At 61.7% G+C, this 20878-nt stretch carries 18 protein-coding genes and 2 pseudogenes; 12 read left to right on the forward strand and 8 right to left on the reverse strand.

The genetic code is table 11. The features are described 5' to 3' along the window. The first annotated feature begins 55 nt into the window (after positions 1 to 55). The gene (locus tag ACNQP3_RS20115) at positions 56 to 1963 is read left to right on the forward strand and encodes an LTA synthase family protein (protein ID WP_156358509.1); all 1908 of its coding nucleotides are present in this window, start codon (positions 56 to 58) and stop codon (positions 1961 to 1963) included. A gap of 126 nt (positions 1964 to 2089) precedes the next feature. On the opposite strand, the gene ACNQP3_RS20120 is transcribed toward ACNQP3_RS20115, so the two are convergent. Continuing rightward, positions 2090 to 3004: a DUF808 domain-containing protein gene (locus ACNQP3_RS20120; RefSeq protein ID WP_004576920.1), complete on the reverse strand. Its 915-nt coding sequence runs from the start codon at positions 3002 to 3004 to the stop codon at positions 2090 to 2092. 132 nt (positions 3005 to 3136) lie between these two features. Between ACNQP3_RS20120 and ACNQP3_RS20125 the strand changes: the two genes are divergently transcribed. Next, complete coding sequence (locus ACNQP3_RS20125) at positions 3137 to 3748, forward strand: TetR/AcrR family transcriptional regulator (RefSeq protein ID WP_003254343.1); 612 nt, start codon at positions 3137 to 3139, stop codon at positions 3746 to 3748. A 221-nt stretch (positions 3749 to 3969) separates the two neighbouring features. On the opposite strand, the gene ACNQP3_RS20130 is transcribed toward ACNQP3_RS20125, so the two are convergent. Together ACNQP3_RS20130 and ACNQP3_RS20135 are read right to left on the reverse strand one after the other, a co-directional pair. After that, entirely contained in the window at positions 3970 to 4098 is a 129-nt protein-coding gene (locus ACNQP3_RS20130; protein ID WP_014754328.1) for a hypothetical protein, read from the reverse strand. 76 nt (positions 4099 to 4174) lie between these two features. Then, the gene (locus ACNQP3_RS20135; RefSeq protein WP_003254344.1) at positions 4175 to 4615 is read right to left on the reverse strand and encodes a GlcG/HbpS family heme-binding protein; all 441 of its coding nucleotides are present in this window, start codon (positions 4613 to 4615) and stop codon (positions 4175 to 4177) included. Positions 4616 to 4872: 257 nt separating this feature from the next. On the opposite strand from ACNQP3_RS20135, the gene gcl reads away from it, so the two are divergent. From gcl to ACNQP3_RS20175, 8 genes are all read left to right on the forward strand, one after another. Then, positions 4873 to 6648 carry a glyoxylate carboligase gene (gene gcl, locus ACNQP3_RS20140; protein WP_003254345.1) on the forward strand — a complete coding sequence of 592 codons (1776 nt, stop codon included), beginning with the start codon at positions 4873 to 4875 and terminating at the stop codon, positions 6646 to 6648. Positions 6649 to 6702: 54 nt separating this feature from the next. Continuing rightward, positions 6703 to 7485 (forward strand): hydroxypyruvate isomerase, encoded by a 783-nt coding sequence (gene hyi / locus ACNQP3_RS20145; protein WP_003254346.1) that lies wholly within the window; start codon positions 6703 to 6705, stop codon positions 7483 to 7485. A 180-nt stretch (positions 7486 to 7665) separates the two neighbouring features. Then, the gene (locus ACNQP3_RS20150) at positions 7666 to 8559 is read left to right on the forward strand and encodes a 2-hydroxy-3-oxopropionate reductase (RefSeq protein WP_014590194.1); all 894 of its coding nucleotides are present in this window, start codon (positions 7666 to 7668) and stop codon (positions 8557 to 8559) included. Between the two features lie 240 nt (positions 8560 to 8799). Next, a complete protein-coding gene (locus tag ACNQP3_RS20155; protein WP_264316389.1) occupies positions 8800 to 10074 on the forward strand; it encodes a glycerate kinase type-2 family protein in 1275 nt (424 codons plus the stop codon). Next, entirely contained in the window at positions 10071 to 11486 is a 1416-nt protein-coding gene (gene pyk, locus ACNQP3_RS20160; RefSeq protein ID WP_264316390.1) for a pyruvate kinase, read from the forward strand. The genes ACNQP3_RS20155 and pyk overlap by 4 nt, the downstream gene beginning before the upstream one ends. A gap of 206 nt (positions 11487 to 11692) precedes the next feature. Further along, a complete protein-coding gene (locus tag ACNQP3_RS20165) occupies positions 11693 to 12565 on the forward strand; it encodes an urea transporter (RefSeq protein ID WP_264316391.1) in 873 nt (290 codons plus the stop codon). 45 nt (positions 12566 to 12610) lie between these two features. Continuing rightward, a complete protein-coding gene (locus ACNQP3_RS20170) occupies positions 12611 to 13432 on the forward strand; it encodes an ion transporter (protein WP_012051670.1) in 822 nt (273 codons plus the stop codon). A 209-nt stretch (positions 13433 to 13641) separates the two neighbouring features. Then, on the forward strand, positions 13642 to 14640 hold the full coding sequence (locus ACNQP3_RS20175; RefSeq protein WP_014590189.1) for a sulfate ABC transporter substrate-binding protein: 999 nt from the start codon (positions 13642 to 13644) through the stop codon (positions 14638 to 14640). Between the two features lie 202 nt (positions 14641 to 14842). Here the strand turns inward: ACNQP3_RS20175 and ACNQP3_RS20180 are convergent, their stop codons facing one another. The 3 genes and pseudogenes from ACNQP3_RS20180 to ACNQP3_RS20190 form a co-directional block, all read right to left on the reverse strand. Further along, positions 14843 to 15136 carry a hypothetical protein gene (locus tag ACNQP3_RS20180; protein WP_180688621.1) on the reverse strand — a complete coding sequence of 98 codons (294 nt, stop codon included), beginning with the start codon at positions 15134 to 15136 and terminating at the stop codon, positions 14843 to 14845. 86 nt (positions 15137 to 15222) lie between these two features. Then, positions 15223 to 16734 (reverse strand): MFS transporter, encoded by a 1512-nt coding sequence (locus ACNQP3_RS20185; protein WP_012051667.1) that lies wholly within the window; start codon positions 16732 to 16734, stop codon positions 15223 to 15225. Between the two features lie 195 nt (positions 16735 to 16929). After that, a pseudogene (locus tag ACNQP3_RS20190) lies at positions 16930 to 17097 on the reverse strand (class I SAM-dependent methyltransferase); the annotation flags it as partial. A gap of 67 nt (positions 17098 to 17164) precedes the next feature. Between ACNQP3_RS20190 and ACNQP3_RS20195 the strand changes: the two are divergent. After that, positions 17165 to 17967 (forward strand): annotated as a pseudogene (locus ACNQP3_RS20195) (mechanosensitive ion channel family protein); the annotation flags it as partial. 58 nt (positions 17968 to 18025) lie between these two features. Here the strand turns inward: ACNQP3_RS20195 and ACNQP3_RS20200 are convergent. Both ACNQP3_RS20200 and ACNQP3_RS20205 read right to left on the reverse strand, forming a co-directional pair. After that, positions 18026 to 18952, reverse strand: a complete 927-nt coding sequence (locus tag ACNQP3_RS20200; protein ID WP_413470051.1) for a class I SAM-dependent methyltransferase — start codon at positions 18950 to 18952, stop codon at positions 18026 to 18028. Between the two features lie 31 nt (positions 18953 to 18983). Beyond that, entirely contained in the window at positions 18984 to 19907 is a 924-nt protein-coding gene (locus tag ACNQP3_RS20205; protein ID WP_264316393.1) for a DMT family transporter, read from the reverse strand. A 133-nt stretch (positions 19908 to 20040) separates the two neighbouring features. Between ACNQP3_RS20205 and ACNQP3_RS20210 the strand changes: the two genes are divergently transcribed. Further along, entirely contained in the window at positions 20041 to 20478 is a 438-nt protein-coding gene (locus tag ACNQP3_RS20210; protein ID WP_003254357.1) for an Lrp/AsnC family transcriptional regulator, read from the forward strand. The last annotated feature ends 400 nt before the right edge of the window (positions 20479 to 20878 follow it).

Below are 20878 nucleotides of genomic sequence, written 5' to 3' on the forward strand. Positions count from 1 at the left end.
AAGAAAACAGGCCTACTTAATGCGCACCCACCTCGCCGCCCCGTGGCGGTATCTTATGCTAGTTTGCTCACTCTGGTTCGGCATCTTCCTGCTGACCCGCCTGGTATTGCTGGTCACCCATCTTGATGAAGTACATGGCGACTACTTCTCATTATTCTTGAGTGGTGCCGTGTACGACCTGAGCTTCCTCACCTACGCTGCACTGCCGTTGGGGCTGTACCTGGCGATATGCCCGGCCGCACTGTGGCGCACGGCCTTACATCGCAGGCTGATGGGCGGCGCACTCATCGTCAGCCTGTTCGTGATGCTGTTCGTCGCCGTGGCCGAGTGGCTGTTCTGGGACGAATTCGGTGTGCGTTTCAACTTCATCGCCGTCGACTACCTGGTCTACTCCAAAGAAGTGCTGGACAATATACGCGAGTCGTACCCGCTACCGACCCTGCTGGGTAGCATTGCCTTGGTGGCCGTGCTGCTCGCACTGATTCTGCGCAAACCGCTCTCCCGTGCACTCGCTGCGCCCAGCGCCAACCTGCGCCAGCGCCTTGGCGGCCTTGCCCTGCTGGCAGTGCTGGGCGGGCTCAGCGTACTCCTGATCGACCAGCAGTTCCCCCGCGGGCAGGGCGGTAACGCCTATCAGCGCGAACTGGCAAGCAACGGCCCGTACCAGTTCTTTGCCGCGTTCCGGAACAACGAGCTGGACTACACCCAGTTCTACGCCAGCCTCAACGCCAGCGAAGTCGGAGCGCAGATGCATCAAGAGCTGGCCGAGCCCAACACGCAGTTCAAAGCCAGCGAACCTGAGGACATTCGCCGTCATATCAACGCCAGCGGCGCACCACGCAAGCCCAACATCATCCTGGTCACCATCGAGAGCTTCAGCGCCAAGTACATGGGCAGCAACGGCGACCCGCGCAACCTCACGCCCAACCTGGACGTACTGCGCACGCAGAGCCTGTACTTCAACAACTTCTATGCCACCGGTACCCGTACCGACCGGGGCCTGGAAGCCATCACACTGTCAATCCCCCCTACCCCCGGCCGCTCGATCGTCAAGCGCATCGGCCGCGAAAGCGGCTATGCCAGCCTTGGTCAGCAGTTGAAGGCTGTCGGCTATGACGCAGTGTTCGTCTATGGCGGGCGTGGCTACTTCGACAACATGAACGCCTTCTTCAGCGGCAACGGCTATCGCATCGTCGACCAGAGCAGCGTCCCCGAGAACGAAATCAGCTTCAAGAACGCCTGGGGCATGGCCGACGAGGACCTGTACCGGCAGACCCTCAGGCTGGCCGATGCCGGCCACGCCAGGCAGCAGCCATTCTTTCTGCAACTGATGACCACCTCCAACCACCGCCCCTACACCTACCCGGACGGCCGCATCGACATTCCTTCGGGCGATGGCCGCGAAGGTGCGGTGAAATACACTGACCATGCCATTGCGCAGTTCCTGCAGGAAGCCAAGGGCAAGCCATGGTTCGACAATACCCTGTTCGTGTTTGTCGCCGACCACACCGCCGGTAGCGCCGGGGTGGAAGACCTGCCGGTGCGCAATTACCAGATTCCGCTGTGGATCTATGCACCCAAGCTGATCGCCCCGCGCGAGGATGCGCAACTGGCAAGCCAGATCGACCTGGCACCCACCCTGCTCGGCCTGCTCAACCTGAGCTATACCTCGACCTTCTTCGGCCGCGACCTGCTGCGCGATAACCAGTTGCCACCCCGGGTACTGATCGGCAACTACCAGCATCTGGGGCTGTTCGACGGCAAGGACCTGGCGATCCTCAGCCCACGCGGCGGCATGCGGGTGCACCAGGATGCCCTGGGCAACAGCCGGGAAATGAGTGCAGACAGTGACAACCCGCTGATCCGCCGGGCGATTGCCTATTACCAAAGTGCTGCCAACGATTTCAGCAAGGGGTTGCTGGCCTGGAAGCCGCAGGAGGAAGGGGCGGTGGCCGAACAGTAGACCTGCAATCCGGCGATGGCACCGGCGTTGCCGGTGCTCACGGGCAAGCCCGTTCCTGCAGAAACAAGCAATTCCCTGTAGGAGCGGGTTCACCTGCGAACCGGGGCAAAGCCCCGGCCACACGCCTCAATTGGCTGGCCGAACCGCCCGCCACAATTTCCCCGCAACGCTTACCACCGCCAGCACCACAGCACCTGCGATGACTCCGGCCCCGCCGTTGAGCAACGCCCCGGTCAACGCCCCGCCACGCCCTTCGCTGAACGCCTCGATGGCATGATGCAGCGGCTCGATGCCATGCACCAGGATCCCACCCCCTACCAGGAACATCGCCGCAGTACCAATCACCGACAGGCTCTTCATCATGTAGGGCGCAGCCCGGAGGATGCCGTTGCCAACCAACTGAGCCAGACGCGAGGCCTTCGTGGTCATCCACAGCCCCAGGTCGTCGAGCTTGACGATGCCGCCGACCAGCCCGTATACCCCGATGGTCATGACAATGGCTATGCCCGAGAGCACGATGATCTGTTGCGGCAGCGGCGTATCCGCCACTATCCCCAAGGTAATGGCAATGATCTCGGCCGACAGGATGAAGTCGGTGCGCACCGCGCCCTTGATCTTGGCCTTCTCGAAGGCCACCAGGTCGACATTGGCGTCCGCCACGGCTTGCTGTCGAGCCTTGTGCTGCGCGTCGTCCTCATCCTTGCTGTGCAGGAACTTGTGCGCCAGCTTCTCGAAACCCTCGAAGCACAGGAACGCGCCACCCAGCATCAACAACGGCGTAACCGCCCACGGTATGAACGCACTGATCAGCAGCGCGGCCGGAACCAGGATCGCCTTGTTGACGAACGACCCCTTGGCCACCGCCCACACGACCGGAAGTTCGCGATCGGCGCGCACGCCGGTGACCTGCTGGGCATTCAGCGCCAGGTCATCACCCAGCACACCCGCTGTCTTTTTCGCCGCGACTTTGGTCATTAGCGAGACGTCATCCAGCAGCGTGGCGATGTCGTCGATCAGTACCAGTAGACTGCTTCCTGCCATGTTTGCTTGTATCCAAATAAGTCAATGTGCCGGATTCTAGCCCAAAGCCGCTGCCTTGAGCGCCCGTCGACCCCGGTGCTACCATGCCCGATCCCCCTTAGAGGTGGCCAGACACGAGGAAGATCCCTGACCATGAGCACCATTCGCGAGCGCAACAAGGAATTGATCCTGCGCGCGGCCAGCGAGGAATTCGCCGACAAGGGCTTCGCCGCCACCAAGACCAGCGATATCGCGGCCAAGGCCGGCCTGCCCAAGCCGAACGTGTACTACTACTTCAAGTCCAAGGACAACCTTTACCGCGAGGTCCTGGAAAGCATCATCGCGCCGATCATGCAGGCATCCACGCCGTTCAATGCAGACGGCGACCCGAAGGAAGTGCTGAGTGCGTACATTCGTTCGAAAATTCGCATTTCGCGTGACCTGCCCCATGCGTCCAAGGTGTTCGCCAGCGAGATCATGCATGGCGCGCCGCACCTGTCAGCAAACCAGGTAGAGCAGTTGAACGAGCAGGCCCGGCACAACATCGAGTGCATCCAGCGCTGGATCGACCGCGGGCAGATCGCCCATGTGGATGCGCACCACCTGATGTTCAGCATCTGGGCGGCGACCCAGACCTATGCCGACTTCGACTGGCAGATTTCTGCGGTGACCGGCAAGGCCAAGCTGGCCGACAGTGATTATGACGCGGCGGCCGAAACCATTATCCGCATGGTGCTCAAGGGTTGTGAGCCAGAGGTGGCCTGACATGGCCAATGGGGACCGCATTCCACTGGGGTCGCACGCCCCTGTGGGAGCAACTGTCTTGCTCAGTTTCTGAAAGCTGGCGCGATCCCTGTGGGAGCGGCCTTGCGTCGCGAAAGGGCTGCACAGCAGCCCCGGGGTTTCAGCGTCGATGCAAATAATGCCGGGGCCGCTTCGCGGCCCTTTCGCGACACAAGGCCGCTCCCACAGGCCGGTGTTCAGCCTCAGCCCAGCGCAGTGTCGAGAAACATCATCACCGCAAACCCGCCCATCAACCCTGGGTAATGGAGCTGGGTGCAGCGCTGGGCATCAAGGTCGAGCCGGCGCTGGAAGCCCTGAAAGTCGCCGTACACATCTAAAGCCTGGCGCAGTCCTTGTGGGGCCTTGTGTCGCGAATGGGCCGCAAAGCGGCCCCAGCTGACTTGAGCCTTACGCCGCTACCCCGGCATCTGCCCGCAACCCCACCTCCTCGATCGCACTGATCGCACACTGCTCGTCGATATCCGACGTATCGCCGCTGATCCCCACGGCACCCAGCACCTTGCCGTCCTGATCACGAATCAGCACCCCACCTGGCGCCGGCACCACCGGCCGCTCACCCATCCCGTTCAACGCGGCAAAAAAAGCCGGCCGCTGCTGCGCATCCAGCGCCAGCAAGCGCGACCCCTTGCCCAAGGCAATCGCACCCCAGGCTTTGCCAGTGGCCACTTCAGGCCGAATCAGGCTCGCGCCATCCTCACGCTGCAACGCCAGCAGGTGCCCGCCGGCATCCAGCACCGCAACGGTCAGTGGCGCGGCGTTGATCTTGCGGCCTGCCGCCAGTGCGGCGTTTACCAGGCTGACAGCGATTTTCAGGTTCAAGACGTTCATGGAAAGGTCCTCTTCTTGTTGTGAGAAGCCCTAAGGGCAGTTGAAAACCGATAGAGCAAATAGAACACAACGAGATGTATTTTTGTATACAATATTTTGAAACGATCGTATGCGATGGCGCAAATAGCCGTTTTCACGGCCGCTTTGACGAAAGCGAGCCCACCCGATGAAAACCCATTGACCTGAGCCGCCAGGCGTGAATACACTCTGTCGCAAAGCAAGTTGTATACAATTACAAAATCGATGAGGCACAAACCATGAGCAAAATGAGAGCAATCGATGCAGCCGTTCTGGTCATGCGCCGTGAAGGTGTAGATACCGCGTTCGGCATCCCGGGGGCTGCCATCAACCCGTTGTATTCGGCCCTGAAGAAAGTCGGTGGCATCGATCACGTCCTCGCTCGTCACGTCGAAGGTGCCTCGCACATGGCCGAGGGCTACACCCGCGCCAACCCGGGCAACATCGGTGTGTGCATCGGCACTTCCGGCCCTGCCGGCACCGACATGGTCACCGGCCTGTACAGCGCCTCGGCCGACTCCATCCCGATTCTGTGCATCACTGGCCAGGCGCCACGTGCCCGCCTGCACAAGGAAGACTTCCAGGCTGTCGACATCACCAACATCGTCAAGCCAGTGACCAAGTGGGCGACCACCGTTCTGGAGCCAGGCCAGGTGCCTTACGCCTTCCAGAAGGCCTTCTATGAAATGCGTACCGGCCGCCCAGGCCCGGTGCTGATCGACCTGCCGTTCGACGTGCAGATGGCCGAAATCGAATTCGACATCGATGCCTACGAACCACTGGCAGTCAACAAGCCATCCGCCACCCGCGTACAGGCCGAGAAAGCCCTGGCCCTGCTCAATGACGCCGAGCGCCCACTGCTGGTAGCCGGTGGCGGCATCATCAACGCCGACGCCAGCGACAAGCTGGTCGAATTCGCCGAACTGACCGGCGTACCCGTGATCCCGACCCTGATGGGCTGGGGCACCATCCCGGACGACCACGCCCAGATGGTCGGCATGGTTGGCCTGCAGACCTCGCACCGCTATGGCAACGCAACCCTGCTGAAGTCCGACCTGGTATTCGGTATCGGTAACCGCTGGGCCAACCGCCACACCGGTTCCGTCGATGTCTACACCGAAGGCCGCAAGTTCGTGCATGTCGATATCGAACCGACCCAGATCGGCCGCGTGTTCACCCCGGACCTGGGCATCGTTTCCGATGCTGGCAAGGCACTGGACGTGTTCCTGGAAGTGGCCCGCGAGTGGAAAGCGGCCGGCAAGCTCAAGTGCCGCAAGGCCTGGCTGGAAGAGTGCCAGGAGCGCAAGTCGAGCCTGCAGCGCAAGACCCACTTCGACAACGTGCCGGTCAAGCCGCAGCGCGTCTACGAAGAAATGAACCAGGTATTCGGCAAGGACACCTGCTACGTCAGCACCATCGGCCTGTCGCAGATTGCCGGCGCGCAGTTCCTGCATGTGTACAAGCCTCGCCACTGGATCAACTGCGGCCAGGCCGGCCCGCTGGGCTGGACCATCCCTGCTGCGCTGGGCGTGGTCAAAGCCGATCCGAAGCGCAAGGTTGTGGCGCTGTCCGGTGACTACGACTTCCAGTTCATGATCGAAGAACTGGCGGTGGGTGCACAGTTCAACCTGCCGTACGTGCACGTGCTGGTCAACAACGCCTACCTGGGCCTGATCCGCCAGGCGCAGCGTGGCTTCGACATGGATTACTGTGTACAACTGGCGTTCGAGAACATCAACTCGACCGACGCTGCCACCTACGGTGTCGACCACGTCGCCGTGGTCGAAGGCCTGGGTTGCAAGGCCATCCGTGTGTTCGAGCCAGCAGAAATCGCCCCTGCCCTGATCAAGGCACAGAAGATGGCCGAAGAGTTCCGCGTGCCGGTGGTGGTTGAAGTGATTCTCGAGCGTGTGACCAACATTTCCATGGGCACCGAGATCAACGCGGTCAACGAGTTCGAAGACCTGGCCCTGGTCGGCAACGACGCGCCAACCGCCATCTCGCTGCTGGACTGATCGCCTGACGCCCCCAGGCACGCTCTGGGGGCCTTCATCGCAAGGAGACAACTCATGCCTCGCTTCGCTGCCAACCTGTCCATGCTGTTCACCGAACAGGACTTCCTGGCCCGCTTCAAGGCTGCCGCCGATGCTGGTTTCAGCGGCGTCGAATACCTGTTCCCCTATGACTTCAGCGCAGCTGAAATCAAGCAGCAGCTGGAGGCCAACGGCCTGACCCAGGTGCTGTTCAACCTGCCGGCCGGCGACTGGGCCAAAGGTGAGCGCGGTATCACCTGCCACCCTGACCGCGTCGAGGAATTCCGCGCGGGTGTCGACAAGGCCATCGAATACGCCAAGGTGCTGGGCAACACCCAGGTCAACGCCCTGGCCGGCATCCGCCCACAAGGCCCGGACTGCGCTACCGTGCGCAAGACCTTCGTCGAGAACCTGCGCTACGCCGCTGACAAGCTCAAGGGCGCCGGTATTCGCCTGGTCATGGAAATGATCAACACCCGCGACATCCCAGGCTTCTACCTGAACACCACCCAGCAGGCCCTGGAAATCCAGGCCGAGGTGGGCAGCGACAACCTGTTCCTGCAATACGACATCTACCACATGCAGATCATGGAAGGTGACCTGGCTCGCACCATGGAAGCCAACCTGAAACTGATCAACCACATCCAGCTGGCCGACAACCCCGGCCGCAATGAACCAGGCACCGGCGAGATCAACTACCGCTTCCTGTTCGAACACCTGGACCGCATTGGCTACCAGGGCTGGGTGGGCGCGGAGTACAAGCCCAAGACTACTACCGAAGCAGGCCTGGGCTGGCTGAAAACCCACAACGCAATCTAAGGCTGATCGAGGTCCTGTGACACATGCCTGACCCTGTAGGAGCGGGTTCACCCGCGAATGCGACGTTGGCTTCACTGCCGCTTTCGCGGGTAAGCCCGCTCCCACAGAATTCTGTGTCCAACAACGGGCCTGTGCAGCCTGCTCCATCGAGATTCAACAAATACAACGAGGTAATCTCTCATGGCTAAAATCGGTTTCATCGGCACCGGCATCATGGGCAAGCCCATGGCCCAGAACCTGCAAAAAGCAGGTCACAGCATCTTCGTTTCCACCCACCACGACGCCGCGCCAGCCGACCTGATCGCCGCCGGTGCCGTGGCCCTGGCCAACCCGAAAGAAGTTGCCCAGGAAGCCGAATTCATCATCGTCATGGTTCCCGACACCCCGCAGGTCGAAAGCGTCCTGTTCGGTGAAAACGGCGTGGCCGAAGGTGTTGGCCCGAACAAGGTGGTGATCGACATGAGCTCGATCTCCCCTACCGCTACCAAAGCCTTCGCCGAAAAAATCAAGGCTACCGGTGCCGCCTACCTGGACGCCCCAGTGTCCGGTGGTGAAGTCGGCGCCAAGGCCGCGACCCTGAGCATCATGGTCGGTGGCTGCCCGAACGCCTTCGAGCGCACCCTGCCGCTGTTCGAAGCCATGGGCAAGAACATTACCCGGGTCGGTGGCAACGGTGACGGCCAGACCGCCAAGGTCGCCAACCAGATCATTGTCGCCCTGAACATCCAGGCCGTGGCCGAAGCCCTGCTGTTCGCCGCCAAGAACGGCGCCGACCCTGCCAAGGTGCGTGAAGCACTGATGGGCGGCTTTGCTTCGTCGAAAATCCTCGAAGTGCACGCCGAGCGCATGATCAAGGGCACCTTCGACCCAGGCTTCCGCATCAACCTGCACCAGAAGGACCTGAACCTGGCCCTGCAAGGCGCCAAGGAACTGGGCATCAACCTGCCCAACACCTCCAATGCCCAGCAAGTGTTCAACACCTGCCAGGCACTGGGTGGCGGCAACTGGGACCACTCGGCGCTGATCAAAGGCCTGGAGCACATGGCCAACTTCTCGATCCGCGACGACAAATAAGTCGTTTTTAGCCTTCACTGGCCTCTTCGCGGGTAAACCCGCTCCTACCAAAGACCGCACAATCGCTCAGAGCTGTGCATGTAGGAGCGGGGCTTGTCCGCGAAGAAGCCAACGCCGTTGAACCTGCGACCACAGGCCCAATGGTGGCATCGAGCAACACCCGCCCCTGGTTCGGCCTGCACGGAGGCAGTTCCAGGGGCGTTTTTGATTCTGCAGAACAACAATAATTGGGAGCCTGCCATGTCGGTCGATCCGCAAAAACTTCTCCGCGAACTGTTCGACACAGCCATCGCCGCCGCCCACCCCCGTCAAGTCCTCGAACCCTACCTGCCCGCCGATCGCAGCGGCCGGGTTATCGTCATCGGCGCCGGCAAGGCCGCAGCTGCCATGGCCGAAGTGGTCGAGAAAAGCTGGCAGGGCGAAGTCTCCGGCCTGGTCGTGACCCGTTACGGCCACGGCGCCAACTGCCAGAAGATCGAGGTGGTCGAAGCCGCCCACCCGGTCCCGGACGCTGCCGGCCTGGCTGTGGCCAAGCGCGTGCTGGAACTGGTCAGCAACCTCAACGAAGAAGACCGCGTCATCTTCCTGCTGTCTGGCGGTGGCTCGGCGCTGCTGGCCCTGCCTGCCGAAGGCCTGACCCTGGCCGACAAGCAGCAGATCAACAAGGCACTGCTGAAATCCGGCGCCACCATCGGCGAGATGAACTGTGTGCGCAAGCACCTCTCGGCGATCAAGGGCGGGCGCCTGGCCAAGGCCTGCTGGCCGGCCACGGTCTACACCTATGCCATTTCCGATGTACCGGGCGACCTCGCCACGGTCATCGCTTCCGGCCCCACCGTGGCCGACCCGAGCACCTCGGCCGACGCCCTGGCCATCCTCAAACGCTACAACATCGAAGCGCCCAAAGCGGTCATCGACTGGCTGAACAACCCGGCCTCGGAAACCGTCAAGGCCGATGATCCGGCCCTGGCCCGCAGCCACTTCCAGTTGATCGCCAAACCCCAGCAGTCGCTCGAGGCCGCCGCGGTCAAAGCCCGTCAGGCCGGTTTCAGCCCGCTGATCCTCGGCGACCTGGAAGGTGAATCGCGCGAAGTGGCCAAGGTGCATGCCGGTATCGCCCGGCAAATCGTTCAGCACGGCCAGCCGCTCAAAGCGCCCTGCGTGATCCTGTCGGGTGGCGAAACCACCGTGACCGTGCGCGGCAATGGCCGTGGCGGGCGCAACGCCGAGTTCCTGCTCAGCCTCACCGAAAGCCTGAAAGGCCTGCCGGGCGTGTACGCCCTGGCCGGTGACACCGACGGCATCGATGGCTCGGAAGAAAACGCCGGCGCCTTCATGACCCCGGCCAGCTACGCCAGCGCCGAAGCCTTGGGCCTGTCGGCCAGCGACGAGCTGGACAACAACAACGGCTACGGCTACTTCGCCGCGCTGGAGGCGCTGATCGTCACCGAACCGACCCGCACCAACGTCAACGACTTCCGCGCCATCCTGATCCTCGAGACTGCCCAATCATGACGCCTGATAAAAAAGTTAAGATCCTCGCCACCCTTGGCCCTGCGATAAACGGCATCGACGATATCCGCCAGCTGGTCGAAGCCGGGGTGAACATCTTTCGCCTCAACTTCAGCCATGGCGAGCATGCCGACCACGCCCTGCGCTACCAGTGGATCCGCGAAGTCGAGCAGCAACTGAACTACCCGCTGGGCATCCTCATGGACCTGCAAGGGCCGAAGCTGCGCGTTGGCCGCTTCGCCGAAGGCAAAGTGCAGTTGCAACGCGGGCAGGCCCTGCGCCTGGACCTGGACAAAACCCCGGGCGACAGCCGCCGGGTCAACCTGCCGCACCCCGAAATCATCGCCGCCCTCGAGCCCGGCATGGACCTGCTGCTGGACGACGGCAAACTGCGCCTGCGCGTGACCGCCAAGCACAGCGACGCGATTGACACCGAGGTGCTGAACGGTGGCGAGCTTTCCGACCGTAAGGGCGTCAACGTACCGCAAGCGGTGCTCGACCTCTCCCCGCTCACCGAAAAAGACCGCCGCGACCTGGCCTTTGGCCTGGAGCTGGGTGTGGACTGGGTCGCCCTGTCGTTCGTGCAGCGCCCTGAGGACATCGTCGAAGCGCGCCAGCTGATTGGCGACCGCGCCTACCTGATGGCCAAGATCGAGAAACCATCGGCCGTCGAGCAACTGCAAGCCATCGCCGAGCTGGCAGACGCGATCATGGTGGCCCGTGGTGACCTGGGCGTGGAAGTACCGGCCGAGAGCGTGCCGCAGATCCAGAAGCGCATCATCGGCACCTGCCGCCAGCTGGGCAAACCCGTGGTGGTGGCCACGCAGATGCTCGAGTCGATGCGTTTCTCGCCAGCGCCAACCCGTGCCGAAGTCACCGACGTGGCCAACGCGGTGGCCGAAGGTGCCGATGCAGTGATGCTGTCGGCCGAAACCGCCTCGGGTGATTACCCGCTGGAAGCCGTGCAGATGATGAGCAAGATCATCCGCCAGGTTGAGAACGGCCCGGACTACCAGGCCCAGCTCGACGTCGGCCGGCCAAAGGCCGAGGCCACCGTGTCGGACGCCATCAGCTGCGCGATCCGCCGCATCAGCGGCATCCTGCCAGTGGCGGTGCTGGTCAACTACAGCGAGTCGGGTGCCTCGACCCTGCGCGCGGCACGCGAGCGGCCACGGGCACCGATCCTCAACCTGACGCCGAACCTGAACACCGCACGCCGCCTCAGCGTGGCTTGGGGTGTGCATTCGGTGGTCAACGACCGCCTGCGTCAGGTGGACGAGGTGGTTTCCACTGCCCTGGAGATTGCCCAGGCGCAAGGCATGGCCAACCGTGGCGACACGCTGCTGATCACCGCTGGCGTGCCTTTCGGCAAGCCGGGTACGACTAACACGCTGCGGATCGAGACTTTGATCTGAGATTGCCGGGGGCGCGTTGCGCCCCTTTCGCGACACAAGGCCGCTCCCACAGGGCCACGCTGGCACAAGGGAATGCAATCCCTGTGGGAGCGGCCTTGTGTCGCGATTGGAGGGCAAAGCCCTCCCCGAATACCGCTCTACCCGACCGCGGAAAACCGAGGCCCAAAGAGGCCCACCGCTCCCCCATCAACCTCACTGACTGCCCCATGTACACCAAAAATTTCGTCAACCCGTGCCCCGACTGGGCCACGGCGTTACTCAACGGCTTCAGCCAGGTGCTGCTGCTGCGCAACCCCCTGTGCGGCCTGTGCTGCCTGCTGGCCATCTTGCTGACCGCACCCAACCTGGTCGGCGGCGCGCTGCTTGGCGCCCTGGCCGGCCTGCTCACCGCCCAGGCACGCGGCTATGACCGTGCCGATCGCCAGGCCGGGCTTTACTGCTACAACGGCGTACTGATCGGCATTCTGATCAGCGCCGTACTGCCCTGGTCGGCCATCCTTCCACCACTGATCATCGCCGCCGGCGGCCTGTCCAGCATCATCACCCACCAGTGGCGCAAGCGAGGCGGCAAGTTGCTGGTCGCCTATACCGCGCCATTCGTGCTGCTGGGCTGGGGCACACTGCTAGTCGTCAGCCCCTCGCCCAGCGGCTTCGTCGAAGCTGACCCGCTGTACGCGTTGGCCCGCGGCGTGGGCCAGATCTTCCTGCTCGACCAGCCCTTGGCCGGGTTGCTGATCATCGTCGGCATGTTCATCGCCAATCCCTATGCGGCGCTGTGGGCGGTGATCGGCTCGGCCATTGGCGGCGGGGTGGCGTTGCTCGCCGACCAGGCACAGGGAGCGTGGCTGGGTTTGTATGGCTTCAATGGCGCACTGGCGGCACTGGCCTTCAGCAGGCAAGGTGAAAAACCTTGGGTAACGCTGCTGGCGATAGCGTTGGCCCTGCTGTTGCAACCGCTGTTCAAGCTGCTGCCAGTGCCTGGCCTGACCGCCCCCTTCGTTGCCGCCTGCTGGCTGATGCACTTGGGCAGTCACCTGGCGCAACCCAGGCAGCGCAACGCCAGCCGCTTGCACGGCTGATACGCAACCCCTAGGCTCAGCCCATCGCTTTTGTGGAACGAGCCAATGAACAACCCAGCGAGCCTGCGCGAGCGGCTCTTCGTCATCGTCTTCCAGACCGACACCGTAGCCGGTCGCCGCTTCGACAAGATCCTGTTGCTGATCATCCTGGCCAGCCTGGTCACGGTGATCCTCGACAGCATCGACGAGGTGCACCAAGGCTACGCCGGCCTGCTGGCCGGCATCGAGTGGGGCTTTACCGCGATCTTCCTGGCCGAATACATCACCCGCCTGTACTGCTCGCCCAAGCCGCTGCGCTATGCCTTCAGTTTCTACGGCCTGGTCGATTTACTGGCGATCGTGCCGGGGATCCTCGCGCTGTACTACAGCGACGCCCAGTACCTGCTCATCATCCGGGTCATCCGGATGCTGCGGATCTTCCGTGTACTCAAGCTCAGCCCGTACCTCAAGCAGGCCCATTACCTGATGGAGGCGCTACGCGGCAGCAAGCAGAAGATCATCGTGTTCCTGGTGACGGTATCGACGCTGGTGACAGTGTTCGGCACGCTGATGTACGTGATCGAAGGGCCTGAGCATGGTTTTACCAGCATCCCCAAAGGCATCTACTGGGCCATCGTTACCCTGACCACCGTGGGCTTTGGCGACATCGTGCCGAAGACCCCGCTGGGGCAGGTGCTGTCGTCGCTGGTGATGATTACCGGTTACTCGATCATTGCCGTGCCGACCGGCATCTTCACCGCCGAGCTGGCCAATGCCATGCGAGGGGAGCAGCTGCAGCATGATTGCCCGACCTGCCACAAGAAGACCCACGAGCATGGGGCGGCGTTCTGTTCTCGCTGTGGGAATGGGTTGTTTCCCAAAGCGTGACAGCGCCTGCGCCGGCCTCTTCGCGGGTGAGCCCGCCCCTACAACAGGCCCGGACCGTGCGCGGTCCCTGTAGGAGCGGGTTCACCCGCGAAGAGGCCGGCACAGGCAGAAGCATAACCAAAGCATTTTTTGTTCTTTAACCCGTATAAACCCACCCGCTATAGTCGCTGGCAATCTGCCCCAACACCCTTCAAGAACAAGGAAGCAACGTGAAAAAACTCTTCACCGCCTCGCTGCTCGCCGCAGGCCTGGCCCTGGGCAACCTCGCCCAGGCCGCCCCCACCCTGCTCAACGTTTCCTACGACGTGATGCGCGACTTCTACAAGGACTACAACCCGGCCTTCCAGAAGCACTGGGAAGCCGAGCACAACGAGAAGGTCAACGTGCAGATGTCCTTCGGCGGCTCGAGCAAGCAGGCCCGTGCAGTGATCGATGGCCTGCCGGCCGATGTCATCACCATGAACATGGCCACCGACATCAACGCCCTGGCCGACAATGGCAAGCTGGTGCCCGACAACTGGGTAACCCGCCTGCCGAACAACAGCGCGCCGTTCACCTCGGCCACTGTGTTCATCGTGCGCAAGGGCAACCCGAAAGCCCTCAAAGACTGGCCCGACCTGCTCAAGGACGGTGTCCAGGTGATCGTGCCCAACCCGAAAACCTCGGGTAATGGCCGCTATACCTACCTGTCGGCCTGGGGCTACGTACTCAAGCAAGGCGGCGATGAAAGCAAAGCCCGCGACTTCGTCGGCAAGCTGTTCAAACAGGCACCCGTGCTGGACACCGGTGGCCGTGCCGCCACCACCACGTTCATGACCAACCAGATCGGTGACGTGCTGGTCACCTTCGAGAACGAAGCCGAGATGATCGCCCGCGAGTTCGGCCGCGACCAGTTCGAAGTGGTCTACCCAAGCGTATCGGCCGAAGCCGAGCCACCGGTGACGGTGGTCGACAAGGTGGTGGCCAGAAAAGGCACCCAGGCCGTGGCCGAGGAATACCTGAAGTACCTGTGGTCACCCGCAGCCCAGGAGATCGCCGCCAACAACTACCTGCGCCCGCGTGATGCGACGGTACTGGCCAAGTACACCGACCGCTTCCCGAAAGTGGACTTCCTGTCGGTGGAGAAAACCTTCGGTGACTGGCGTACCGTGCAGAAGACCCACTTCAATGATGGTGGGGTGTTTGACCAGATCTATACCAACCAATAGCCGTAAGGGGGCATCTGGCCTAATGCCAGTCAGTTAAGACAGACTCATTGACCTTTAGCCTGTAGGCCGCAAAATCCGACGCTTGGAAACGAGCATCGGATTTTTTATGCGCCTGTCAAAAGCCCTCTCTCTGAAACACCACATTAGAGATTAAAGCGCGGCTATTGAGCAAAACCGTCAAAGGAAAGGTCGTGAGCAGTGCTTAGACGCTGGCCTGAACCTGTGCACCAGGCAACACCCCGGGGGCGGCGGCAACTACATGCAATGCCTGGTCCACGGGAAACGCGTCAACGGCAACAAAGTCCATGCGCCATTCGCCTTCGCTGCGCGTGAAACAGCCACGAAGTGCCGGATACTTCCTCACGACAAACCGCACGGCCTCACGCAGATGATGAGCACAAAGATGCTCCTGCGGTATCAGGACTTCGCCGACATAACGCTGTTCCAGATGCAAGGCCGCACGCTGATCATACAATTGCCCCAATAGTAGGCGCAAGCCACCTCTCCAAATTTAAAGCAGCACAAATCCAGACCCGGAACTATTCAACTGAACAGTTCCGGGCCGAGCATTATTTGACTAAATCAAGAAGAAACTTGCTGTTCGGCAGAAACTGTCGAATACCTTCGAAAGTTCACAAACACCAACAGTGCGATGACCACGAGTACCCCCACGGTGGCCATCATTACCGAGGACACCGCTTGGTCGAACGCCAATCGCGCATTCACAGCGATTTCCTGCCCCAGCGGGGCGGGCATTTGCGCGGCAGCGGCCAGCGCGCTGTCGATCCCGTCCTGCAGGCGCGCCGCGTCGGCGGCCTGCTCGGGCACGACCAGCGAGCGGCTGTACACCACCGACATCAGGCTACCCATGAAGGCGATGCCCAACCCTCCTCCCAGCTCGTAGGAAATTTCCTCGGCCGAAGCGGCCATCCCCGCTCGCTCCGGCGGCGCGCTGGCCATGATGGTGGTGGACGCCCCGGTCATACTCGCCCCTACGCAAGCACCCATGACGAACAGCAGCAGCAGTTGCAGGGCGACCGACTGGCTGAAACTGTACATGAACAGGCCAATGGCACCGGCGTAGATCAACAGTGCGAGCACCAGGAACCGATCACAACGAACCTTGGGCAGCAACCAGCCGCTTAACGGACCGGCCACGATCGCTCCCACGGAAAGGGGCAGGAAATAAAGGCCGGTCTCGAGCGGGGATAGCCCGACAACCAGTTGCAGGCGCTGGCTCAGTACCAGGTTGATGCCCATCAGGCAGCCGGCCGCGGCCAGGCTGGCGATGACCGCAGAGGAGAACGCGGGGCTGCGGAAAATCTGCAGGTCGATCAACGGAAAACCACGCTTGCGCTGCCCGCGCACGAACATCCAGCCGAAGCCCGCGCAGATGGCCAACGCCCCCAGCGCCGCCACCAGCGAGGGCTCGGGCTTGGCGAATTCCTTGATCAGGTACGCCAGGCTGATGAGCCCTACCATCGCCTGAAGGGAGCCAAGCAAGTCCCATGGCCCGGCGTTGGCCTGTTGCGTGTTCCTGATCAGCAGCAAGGACAACACCAGGGCCACCAGCACGATGGGCACGTTGATCAGAAACACGGAACCCCACCAGAAATGCTCGAGCAGCGCCCCCCCTATCAGCGGACCAATCGCTGCACCACCTGAAGCCACGGCCGTCCAGACGCCGATGGCAAAACCACGCTCACGCTCATCCTCGAAGGTCAGGCTGATGATCGCCAGCGTGGCCGGCATCATGGCCGCCGCACCGACGCCCAGCGCGCCCCTAGCCAGGATTAGCAGCACGGAAGATGGCGCGAATGCAGCCAGAAGCGACGCCGCACCGAACAGCACAAGGCCGATCACGAACAATCGCTGGTGGCCGATGCGATCACCGAAGGTGCCAGCACCCAGCAACAGGCCGGCGACGACCAGAGGATACATGTTGATGATCCACAGCTTTTCGGAGGTAGATGCCCCGAGCGCATGGGTAAGTGTGGGCAAGGCGATGTAAAGGACCGTCATGTCGATCGCAACCAATAGCAAGGCGAAGGACAGGACGGCCAATACGAGCCATCGCTGGTAAGTGTTGAACATTGGCATTCTCCCTGCCTTGATCAAGCCGATCACTGATTGTCGGCGCCGCATCCAAATAGGAACTCGGACCCTAGTAGACGGCCAACTTCATTGCAAATATTAAAAATTGTCAAAACAATTAATCCCCACACAATGAGTATAAATAAATCATATCCGTAAGATAAATCCTACATTAACGGATGAATAATGACGTATTTAAAATAGAACTTCATCACCTTGAGTGCTCCTCCACGCCCGCATCCGAAAAATTGGCGGACTCGCCAGCCGCTCGGCGAACACCAGCGCCGGGGCATGCAAGGACAACTCTTCGATAAGGAACTGCAGCCCGATGCCTGGGTCGTTGGCACAGGCCAGTAAGGTGCCGAACAACTGGTAACCCGCCTGCCGGACAACAGCGTGCCGTTCACCTCGGCTCCTACAAGGGATGCGCAGCCTCGCCCACGCGCTACTGCGCATCGACATGGCCGTCACCTTCATCGAGCTGCTGGGGCGCATCTGGGGCTTCTCGGTGGTCGATTTCGCCCTGAGCAACAGCCTGGGCCAGGCGATCAGCAACTCGCTGTCGAGCATTGGCTTGATCCTGCTGGTCACCTGGCTGCTGTGGGTGGTACTCGATACGGCCATCCAGGAAGCACTCAAGCCCCCCGTCGGCCGCCGCAGCGCGCGTCAGCCGAGCACCCGGGTGCGGACCATCCTGCCGATGCTGCACAATGCGATCAAAGTGGTCCTGATCGTCATCTACACCATCACCACCATGGCCAACCTGGGCACCAACGTCACGCCGTTCCTGGCCGGTGCCGGGGTGATCAGCCTGGCCATCGGCTTCGGCTCGCAGCAGCTGGTGCACGATGTGATTACCGGGTTGTTCATCCTCATCGAGGATTCCATTTCCATCGGCGACTGGGTAGTGCTCGATTCCGGCCATACCGGTACAGTCGAAAGCCTGACGATCCGTAGCGGCTGCGCGATGGCAAAGGCTTCGTGCACTCGGTGCCGTTTGGCCAGATCAAGGCGGTTACCAACCAGTCGCGGCAGTTCGCCTATGCGTTCTTCTCGGTGCAGTTCACTTACGACAGTGATGTGGATGCGTCACTCGCGCTGATCCATGAGGTGGGCAAGTCGATCAGCGAAGACCCGCTGCTGCGCATCAACCTGCAAGGGCCGTTACAGGTATCCGGGGTGGACCGCTTTGCCCAGGTGTACCCGCTGCCGCTGCAGGCCCTGGGGGCTTGAATTCGCCTGCACCGGCCCTTTCGCGGGCTCGCCCGCGAAGCTTCCAGCAAGGGCAGCATCAAACCTGACGGAATACCAAGGCCTTCAGCCCGCCAGCCGGGTCAACGTCCGGAAACTCCGGCGGGTTTTCCAGGCGTTCGACATAAGCCAGCGAAGGCGCCTGCTCTGCCATGCCTTCAATCAGGAATTCCGGCCCGATGCCCGGATCGTTGACACACGCCAGCACCGTTCCCCCCGCATTCAACAACTCCGGCAAACGCCGCAGGATCTTTGCGTAATCCTGGGTCAGCACAAAGCTGCCACGCTGGAAGGTTGGCGGGTCGATGATGATCAGGTCATAAGGCCCGTACTTGCGCACCTTGCCCCACGACTTGAACAGTTCATGCCCCAGGTACGCCACCCGTGATGCATCGTGGCCATTGAGGCGATGGTTGTCCCGGCCCCGCGACAGGGCCGACTTGGCCATGTCCAGGTTCACCACCTGCTCAGCGCCACCGGCAATCGCTGCCACGGAAAAGCCGCAGGTATAAGCGAACAGGTTCAGCACGCGCTTGCCCGCCGCCTGCTCGCGCACCCAACGGCGGCCATAGCGCATGTCGAGGAACAGGCCATTGTTTTGCCGCACGCCCAAGTCCAGCAGGTAGGTCAGGCCGTCCTCGATCATTTCGCGTTGCTGGCACGGCTCGCCCAGCAGCCACTGGCCCGGGCTGTCGGGCAGGTAGCGGTGCTGGATGATGACCGCCTGCCCCGTCCACTGCGGACGCGCGGCCAAGCTGCGCAGCATGGCTTCCAGTTCGGCGAGCTGGCCTTCGGGCGGCTCACGGAACAAGGCGACCGACAACACGCCCTGCAGCCAGTCGACGGTGACCTGCTCCAGGCCCTGCCAGCAGCGGCCGCGGCCGTGAAACAGGCGGCGGGTTTCCTGTGGGGCAGGGTCGAGGGCGGCAAGCAGGTGTTGCTCAAGGGTGTCGATGGGCGAGGTCATGGCGGATCGCAGGCTGGCAAAAAGCGGCATTCTACCTTGCGGGCCTCTTCGCGGGTAAACCCGCGCCTACAGGATGCCGCGCCGAGCGGAACCACCACCCCTGCTGCATCCCCGCCGCCGCCAGCAGGATCAACCCCACCCCCAGCCACTGCAGCGGCGCCAGGCGGTGCCCGAACGCCACCCAGTCCACCAGAATTGCCGCAATCGGGTAAATGAACGACAGCGCACCGGTCAAGGCCGTGGGCAAACGCTGGATGGCGCTGTACAACAGCACATACATCAGGCCGGTGTGCACCATGCCCAGTGTCAACAAGCTGGCCAACGCCGGCACTTCAACCGGCAACCCACCAAGCGTGACCCATGGCGCCAGCAGCAACACACCCGTGGTTACCTGAATCAACGCAATCAGGTGCGGGGGCGTGCCACTCAGGCGCTTGATGATCAAGGCCGCGATTGCATACAGAAACGCCGCCCCAAGCGCCAGGGCAATCCCCAGCAGATAGTCCTCGCCATTACTTTGCCCAGCGCCATGGGCACTGACGATGGCCAGCATGCCGAGGAACGCCACACTCAGCCAGGTCACCTTGGCCAAGGTGATCTTTTCGCCCAGAAACAGCGCCGCCAGCCCCACCAGCATGAACGGCTGCACGTTGTACACCGCCGTGCCGATGGCAATCGACGCCCGGGCGTATGAAGCGAACAACAGCAGCCAGTTGCCGACAATGGCCACCCCGCTGGCTATCGCCAGCAAAAATGCCGTGCGGCTGATCACGCCCGGGTGCAGAAAGCCAAACGCGGCGCAAATCGCCAGCAAGGTCACGGCACCGAACACGCAGCGCCAGAACACCACATCCAGCACCGGCTGGCCGGACACCAGCACGAACCAGCCAATGGTCCCGGAAATCAGCATGGCAGCGACCATTTCCAGCGAGCCACGGCGCAATGAACTGTCCATCTCAAACCTCCCGTTGATGATGGCCACAGTATGCAAAGGCGGCAGCCTGGCCATCCAGCGGATAACCAAGGCAATTTCGCCAACCTGCCTTTACTATCAAGGCAAACAACACGAATCACCTGATGAGGTGGGTATGACCGATGCCATCGACCAATTATTGATCAATGCACTGATGGAGGACTCGCGCCGCTCGCTCAAGGCGCTGGCGCAGGTCAGCGGGCTGTCCGCACCCAGCGTCAGCGAGCGCCTGCGCCGGCTGGAAGAGCGTGGCGTGCTGCGCGGCTATACCGTGGAGGTCGACCCGCGCGCCTTTGGCTACCAGTTGCAGGCGATCGTGCGCATCCGTCCGCTACCGGGGAAGCTGCAGGAGGTGGAGCGCCAGATCATTGCCATCCCTGAGTTCACCGAATGCGACAAGGTCATTGGCGAAGACTGCTTCGTCGCCCGACTGCATGTGCGCTCGATGGAGCAGCTGGACACCCTGCTCGACCTCATGAATGTGCTGGCTGAGACCAATACCGCGATCATCAAGAAGACCCCGGTCAAGCGGCGGTTGCCGCCAATGGATTGATTGTCTCCTGTGCTGGCCTCTTCGCAGGCGTGCCCGCGAAGAGGCCAGCACAGGAAAAGCTGACTATTTTTTGTACACAAAAACGTAACCATAGGTGCCATTTTTGTGTGCACTTTCTTCAGTAGCGCCCCAATTCGTTACACACTTTCCACCCTCTATTTTGACCAAATGATCAACTAATCAATCTTTCAAAAAATATAACTTGTTCATTTGGTCAACTTATATTCTCTGTATTTCATTAACTTACCTTTGAAAAAGATAAGTTCGAAATGATCACCTATTGAAACCTGCTCTTCCCTTGGCATGGAACTCGCTTTTGTGTGTTCGTGTTTTGTATACAACTTAAACAAAACATAGATACACAAGAATCCGCGACGCCGACCCAATGTCAGCCGCCGCG

It is taken from the genome of Pseudomonas sp. LFS074 (genome assembly GCF_047978165.1).
GTDB classification, from domain to species: Bacteria; Pseudomonadota; Gammaproteobacteria; order Pseudomonadales; family Pseudomonadaceae; genus Aquipseudomonas; species Aquipseudomonas putida_P.

What these genes read in the sequence shown, in the direction of transcription:
- ACNQP3_RS20115 (WP_156358509.1), top strand. Translation starts at nt 56, where the DNA reads ATGCTAGTTTGCTCACTCTGGTTCGGCATCTTCCTGCTGACCCGCCTG.
- ACNQP3_RS20120 (WP_004576920.1), bottom strand. Translation starts at nt 3,004, where the DNA reads ATGGCAGGAAGCAGTCTACTGGTACTGATCGACGACATCGCCACGCTG.
- ACNQP3_RS20125 (WP_003254343.1), top strand. Translation starts at nt 3,137, where the DNA reads ATGAGCACCATTCGCGAGCGCAACAAGGAATTGATCCTGCGCGCGGCC.
- ACNQP3_RS20135 (WP_003254344.1), bottom strand. Translation starts at nt 4,615, where the DNA reads ATGAACGTCTTGAACCTGAAAATCGCTGTCAGCCTGGTAAACGCCGCA.
- gcl (WP_003254345.1), top strand. Translation starts at nt 4,873, where the DNA reads ATGAGCAAAATGAGAGCAATCGATGCAGCCGTTCTGGTCATGCGCCGT.
- hyi (WP_003254346.1), top strand. Translation starts at nt 6,703, where the DNA reads ATGCCTCGCTTCGCTGCCAACCTGTCCATGCTGTTCACCGAACAGGAC.
- ACNQP3_RS20150 (WP_014590194.1), top strand. Translation starts at nt 7,666, where the DNA reads ATGGCTAAAATCGGTTTCATCGGCACCGGCATCATGGGCAAGCCCATG.
- ACNQP3_RS20155 (WP_264316389.1), top strand. Translation starts at nt 8,800, where the DNA reads ATGTCGGTCGATCCGCAAAAACTTCTCCGCGAACTGTTCGACACAGCC.
- pyk (WP_264316390.1), top strand. Translation starts at nt 10,071, where the DNA reads ATGACGCCTGATAAAAAAGTTAAGATCCTCGCCACCCTTGGCCCTGCG.
- ACNQP3_RS20165 (WP_264316391.1), top strand. Translation starts at nt 11,693, where the DNA reads ATGTACACCAAAAATTTCGTCAACCCGTGCCCCGACTGGGCCACGGCG.
- ACNQP3_RS20170 (WP_012051670.1), top strand. Translation starts at nt 12,611, where the DNA reads ATGAACAACCCAGCGAGCCTGCGCGAGCGGCTCTTCGTCATCGTCTTC.
- ACNQP3_RS20185 (WP_012051667.1), bottom strand. Translation starts at nt 16,734, where the DNA reads ATGTTCAACACTTACCAGCGATGGCTCGTATTGGCCGTCCTGTCCTTC.
- ACNQP3_RS20200 (WP_413470051.1), bottom strand. Translation starts at nt 18,952, where the DNA reads ATGACCTCGCCCATCGACACCCTTGAGCAACACCTGCTTGCCGCCCTC.
- ACNQP3_RS20205 (WP_264316393.1), bottom strand. Translation starts at nt 19,907, where the DNA reads ATGGACAGTTCATTGCGCCGTGGCTCGCTGGAAATGGTCGCTGCCATG.
- ACNQP3_RS20210 (WP_003254357.1), top strand. Translation starts at nt 20,041, where the DNA reads ATGACCGATGCCATCGACCAATTATTGATCAATGCACTGATGGAGGAC.